Genomic DNA, 6,614 nt, shown 5'->3' on the forward strand with positions numbered 1-6,614 from the left:
TACTTCAAGTATCCCACCCCAAAAGGCCCGCGCGGTTCCCGATAAATTCTGGACGCCCTAGCGTCACCCCCCTTTGAGAGTGGCCTCCGTGTTGTCAAGCTTCTTGAGAAGCGCACGGGCCTGGCCAGGCTCAAGCTCATGGTTGCGTAGCATTCGGCTGATTTCCTTCCGCTCCGCTCTGACGGCCTCCAACCGAATGGTTCGCTCCGCGACTCGGAGGCGGTCTGCTTTTATCCGGCTTGACTGGTCCCCGACAAAAGCCTCGATCCTACGGCGATAGTAGTCCATCAGTCGGGATGCGATCGCTGCGTAGCTATCGGCGTAGGGGCTGTTTTGAGAAAGACGGTGTTCTACTTCCTCGATCCGTCCAATTGCCGCTTGAGCCGTCAAAACACGGGCATTGCGAAATTTCGCTTCGGCGGAGCTTTCCGGAGGCTCCTCCAGTCCTTTGAGCACCAACGGCAGACCGACAGCCGCAGCAAGCATCGAGAAGAGAATCACACCTGAAGCCAGCAACACGGCCAGATCGCGGCCAGGAAATGGAGTACCGTCCTGCAGTGCTAATGGGATCGACAGTACCGCCGCCAGGGTAATCGCACCTCGCACGCCCGCCAGCATTGTCGCAGCGAGAAGTCTCCAAGGAGTGTGTTGCGCTTTGCCACCTTCGTGCCTGTGCCGAAAGAACGACCACTCCAGAACCAACCAGGTCCAAAGGAAACGCAAGGCGCCGACAACAAGAGTGATACTCAGCACAAAAGCGCCCAGTACCCAGGCAGAGGTAAAGTTCTCCTGCTTCACAACCGAAGGAATGCTCCTTGCAATGGCTTGCAACTGCAGTCCAAGCAGAACGAAGATCAGGCCATTGAGTGTGAACTGCATCAGATCAGTCACGGCTTCCGACTTGATGCGTGTCTCAACTTCCGGGATCTCCTGAAGTAGCCAGTTCGCAACGAACCCCGCGGCTACGGCTGAAAGAATACCGGAGAACTTGAAATGTTCTGCCAGCAGGTAAGAAGCAAAAGGGAGCAGGAGCGTCCGCAGAATCTGCGCAGCTGGGTAAGCCCCGATGGTTCTCTCAAACCCTTTCTCCACAGACATAAGGATGAAGCTGAGAAACGCACCAACCGCCAGGCCTCCCAAAACAACTGTTAAGAAGCGGATGCTGGCATGAGCAGGAGAAAAATAGCCAGTCGACACCGCGATGACGGCGAAGCGCAGACAAACGAGTCCTGTCGCGTCATTTAACAAGGCCTCGCCTTCCAGAAGATGCAGCAGGCGGGTAGGCAGCCTTTTCATGCCGATCAAGCCGGAAACGGCGACAGCATCGGTTGGGGATAACACCGCCGCGAGAGCGAAGCACGCGGCGAGCGGCATGGAAGGAATCATCCAATCGATGAAATATCCGGCACCAAGGACGGTGAAGAAAACCAATCCGACTGCCATCTCCAGGATCGGCTTCCCCATCACACGCACCTCCGCACGCGGAAACAGATTCGCGTCCACATAAAGCAAAGGAGCAACAAAGAGCAGCAGAAAGAGCTCCGGATCGAGAGGCATGTGCACGTGAAGCGCGGCCAGAGCGACGCCCAGCCCGATCTGTAGAAGCGGCAAAGGAATACGAGAAAGCCGCGCGGCAATCTTCGAGAGGGAGACCGCAAAAAGAACAATGAGTACGGCAGCAAATTGCTCCAAAACAACTCCAAACGTTACAACTAAGTCTGCTCCGATAGGTGCTCAGAAGTCATCCGCTCTTTCGATAGGTGCAGTCAATCTGGTTGCATGCAGTGTTCCGTGTTCATCTTTGCTGAATCTCACTTCGTTGGGTCGCGCGAATAGGCCCTCTTTACACGCCTTGAGTTTTTCCTGTTGCCGGGTATCCCGGGAGAAGCGTGCAGCGGCGTTTTCATTGCGGAAAACTCCCATAGATGCACAGGCCCTGCACTACACCTACAAGGAAAACGCCCTTGCCGAATCGCCCACGAGCTTCCATCACTCCGCTCAATCACTATCGGATGGTCGGCTGAACTGCGGTGTGCAATTGCGCACATACTTTACCTAGAGCGAGTAACGAAAGTAACGCACTCTAAGCAGCTCAACTGTAATGATGAGTGGACAGCCGTATACGGATGTTTACCCCCAAATCGGGGAAACCGATGGTTCCGATTCCAATACATCTTTTTATTATTGGCGACCAGATCACCTGTTTTAGTACGTCCGCCAGAGCCTTCGCGAACATCGATGTACGAGTGTCGAAACGGCTAATTTGTTAGCCCAACCCGGCAACCCAGTAAAATTCCGCGGCGGGTTACTGTCTGTTGCCACAGTCTTCTATTAAGAGGGCCTACCGATGTGGAAAGGCCGCCGTCGCGATCTTGACCTGGCCACGTATGGTGCTCGGAATGCTTCCGTCCAGAACTGTCAGCGTTGTGTGATCTCACGCTGGCCAGGATACCGCTGTGATGAAGGCACGTCCCTTTGTTTTATTGCTCTCTCTTCTCCTGACTTGTGTTCCCAGCCCGCGGGCTGCCGCCGATCAGATTCCAAGCGGTACGTGGCGAGTCGGCGCATCCCTTTCCACTCCCCGCACCGGTGCTACAGCCACCCTGATGAATGACGGCCGCGTTTTGATCGTTGGCGGCAAGGATGGAAGCGGGAACGCACTGGCTACAGTGGATGTGCTCCAGACCGACGGGACCACCGTGACTGCACCGCCGATGCTCATCGCGCGATACGGTCACGGCGCAGTGCTGTTGCAGGATGGCCGCGTTTTCGTGGCGGGAGGATACACCAGCGGCGGGGCCGTTTTGAACAGCGCGGAGCTTTTCGATCCCGATACGAATACCTGGGCGTCCGTGCCGTATTCAATGGCTGAACCGAGGGCGCAGTTTACGCTGTCCCAGTTGAAAGGGGGAGATGTTCTGCTCGTCGGTGGAGTTCGTGAAACGGGTCCCGTCTCAAGCATTGAGAGATTTATTCCGACGACTGGAGCATTTCAATATCAGACTTACCTGACGACTGCGCGGAAGTTTCACAGCGCCTCTGTGCTTCATGATGGCCGCGTGCTGATCTCCGGCGGCAACAGTGTCGCGAACGATGGGTCGACGATTGAGATTGGTTCCACCGAGATCTACGATCCCACGACCAACTCTGTAAGCCCGGGCCCGGCGCTCAATATAGCCCGCTCATCCCATTCATCGACTACGCTCGTTGACGGCACGGTACTGGTGGCCGGCGGAAACAATGGTACTGCCGATCTATCGTCCCTGGAGATCTTCGATCCAGCAGCTAACACCCTGAAGGTTGCTCCGGCGCATTTGGCCACCGCTCGAAGCGGGCATGTTGCCTTGCTGTTACCGAATAACAACAGTGTGTTGATAGCGGGCGGGACTGCATCCTCCACTCCGCTCTCTTCGAGCGAGCTCTATCAATCCTGGAACTCGACAGTCGTCGCAACATCCGCGATGAATTCTGCCAGGCAAGGTGCGGCTGCCAGTGTGTTGCAAGCCGATGGTGTAGCTGTGGTTGTGGGGGGAAGCAATCTGGACAGTACAGAGCTCTATGGATTCCCGACGGTGGAGACCGACGCTTCAGACTATCCACCGGGAACCCCCGTCCATATCTTTGGTTCAGGCTGGGTACCCGGGGAAACCGTATCGCTCACGCTGCTCGAGTCGCCGTTGCTTGATACTCATGGGCCATATTCCGCTATAGCGGACGCGAACGGCAACATCTCCAATGACAGTTACGTTACCGACGACCACGATCTCAATGTATCGTTCGGATTGACTGCAGCGGGTTCGAAGGGACAGGCGTACAACTGGTTCACGGATTCGAACCCACAGACCCTCACAGTTGGGGCGCAAACGCCAAACCCTGTAGTGGTGGGAAGTAGTGCGACCTACGCCGTAAGTCTCACGTTCAACGGCAATGCCAATGCTTGCTCTTTCGACTTTGCGGTCTCGGGATTACCGGTTGGAGCGAGTGGTGTATTCAGTCCAGCGTCTGCAACTTCCACGGGTAGTACGGTGAACGCAACACTGACTATCGCCACAACTGCCGGTCTTACGCCCAACACATATCCGTTTACCGCATCTATCACAAACACCAGCGCGGGCTGCCAAGGCAGCCATCCGAGCACAGGTGCCAGCGTTGTGGTACGGGCCAAGACCAGCACGACGACCACGATCACAAATGCGGGAGCCCTCGCGACACCAACTGTCGTCGGTCAAACGTACCCCGTAACCTACAGTGTTGCTGCCGGAAGCGGAACGCCAACGGGCACCGTTACGGTGAGCGACGGATCGGCCAGCTGTGTAGCAAATGTGAGTGCAGGCGCTTGCAGTCTGACTTCGGCAAGCTCCGGCGCCAAGACGATAACAGCGACTTATTCCGGCGATGCGAACTTCTCTACGAGTACATCAAGCGGCACCTCGCACACCGTAAATGCCGCCAATACCAGCTCTGTTTTGACCTCCTCGCTCAATCCGTCCGTCTCCGGGCAATCCGTTACCTTTACGTCCACCGTTACCGTCACTGCTCCCGGCAGCGGTTCCGTCCCGGTTGGATCGGTTGTTACCTTCAAGGATGGATCGGCCACCTTAGGCACCGGAACGACTGACAGCGCTGGCACTGCGACCTACTCGACGACAACGCTCAGCGATGGGAACCATTCCATCTCCGCTGTATATGCAGGCAACACAAACTTCACGACAAGTACATCCAATGCAGTGGCGCAGTTGGTGAAAGGAAATGCACGATTCAGCTCTCTTGTTCCTGCATCTGCTTCCATAACCTACGGCCAGGCGAGCATTTCAATCTCCGGCCAGGTAGCGAATGCGACAAAGACAGTGTTTGCAGCGAGCGGGGAGACGGTTACAGTCACGATCAACGGCACGTCCCTTCCGATGACTATCGTTGGGAGCAGCGGGAACTTTAGCGGGACCTTCGACACTCACACGATTCCCTCGTCTGGAAGCCCCTATACGATCAGCTATTCGTATCCCGGAGACGCCAATCTCACCACGGCGACAGATAACAGTACCAAACTGACGATAAATAAGGCGGCTTTAACCGTGACCGCCAACGACGTAGCCACGGTGTATGGGACGCCGATTCCTGCTTACACGAGCGCGATAACGGGTTTTGTCAACGGAGAGTCCCAGAGTGTAGTCACAGGCACCGCATCGCTGACTACCAGTCCGGCAGCTCCTACTAACGCTGGTACCTATACCATTACCGCCGCGGCCGGCACGCTCGCCGCCGCAAATTACAGCTTCAACTTCGTCAATGGAAGTTTGACCATCAACAAGGCCGTCGCCTCGGTGACTCCGAACGCTGCGAACAAGACCTATGGAACGGCGGATCCGGCTTTGACTGGAACCATGACTGGCTTCCTGGCTGCCGACAGCGTGACTGCAGTCTATAGCCGTGTGGCTGGTGAGACCGTGGCTGCTGGACCGTACACCATCAGCGCCACGCTGAGTCCGGCCGCGGTGCTGAACAACTACACCGTCACCTACAACACGGCTTCGTTCACCATCAACAAGGCCGTCGCCTCGGTGACTCCGAACGCTGCGGGCAAGACCTATGGAACGGCGGATCCGGTTCTGACGGGAACCTTGACTGGCTTCCTGGCTGCCGACAGCGTCACTGCAGTCTATAGCCGTGTCGCTGGTGAGACCGTCGCCGGTGGACCGTACAACATCAGTGCCACTCTGAGTCCGGCTGCGGTGTTGAGCAACTACACCATCACTTACAACACAGCTGCGTTCACTATCAACAAGGCSGTAGCCTCGGTGACTCCGAACGCTGCCAGCAAGACCTAYGGGACGGCCGATCCAGCCCTGACCGGAACACTCACCGGATTCCTGGCTGCCGACAGCGTGACAGCAACCTACAGCCGTGCCGCAGGTGAGACCGTAGCCGCTGGCCCCTATTCCATCAGTGCAACGTTGAGCCCGGTGGCTGTGTTGAGCAACTACACCATCACTTACAACACAGCAGARTTCACCATCAACAAGGCGGTAGCCTCGGTGACKCCGAACGCTGCCAGCAAGACCTACGGGACGGCCGATCCAGCCCTGACCGGAACCCTAACCGGCTTCCTGGCTGCCGACAGCGTGACGGCAGTCTATAGCCGTGCCGCGGGCGAGACCGTGGCCGCTGGACCGTACACCATCACTGCGGTGCTGAGCCCGGCAGCGGTGCTGGGCAACTACGCCATCACTTACAATACGGCGGAGTTCACCATCAATAAGGCCGTCGCCTCGGTGACGCCGAACGCTGCCAACAAGACCTACGGAACGGCCGATCCGGCCCTGACCGGAACCCTAACCGGCTTCCTGGCTGCCGACAGCGTGACGGCAGTCTATAGCCGTGCCGCGGGCGAGACCGTGGCCGGTGGACCGTACACCATCACTGCGGTGCTGAGCCCGGCAGCGGTGCTGGGCAACTACACCATCACGTACAACACAGCAGAGTTCACCATCAATAAGGCCGTCGCCTCGGTGACGCCGAACGCTGCCAGCAAGACCTATGGAACGGCCGATCCAGCGCTAATCGGAACCCTGACTGGCTTCCTGGCTGCCGACAGTGTGACCGCAGTCTATAGCCGT

General features: G+C 57.3%; 2 protein-coding genes. One reads left to right on the plus strand and one right to left on the minus strand.

The annotated features are described in order from the left end of the window. Positions 1-63: 63 nt before the first annotated feature. Positions 64-1,692 carry a Na+/H+ antiporter gene (locus AB4Y89_RS05335; RefSeq protein WP_442299853.1) on the minus strand — a complete coding sequence of 543 codons (1,629 nt, stop codon included), beginning with the start codon at positions 1,690-1,692 and terminating at the stop codon, positions 64-66. 767 nt (positions 1,693-2,459) lie between these two features. Between AB4Y89_RS05335 and AB4Y89_RS05340 the strand changes: the two genes are divergently transcribed. Further along, positions 2,460-6,614: MBG domain-containing protein (locus tag AB4Y89_RS05340; protein WP_442299854.1), on the plus strand; the 4,155-nt coding region annotated here is incomplete at its 3' end.

The organism is Terriglobus sp. 2YAB30_2 (assembly GCF_052114765.1).
GTDB lineage: Bacteria > Acidobacteriota > Terriglobia > Terriglobales > Acidobacteriaceae > Terriglobus.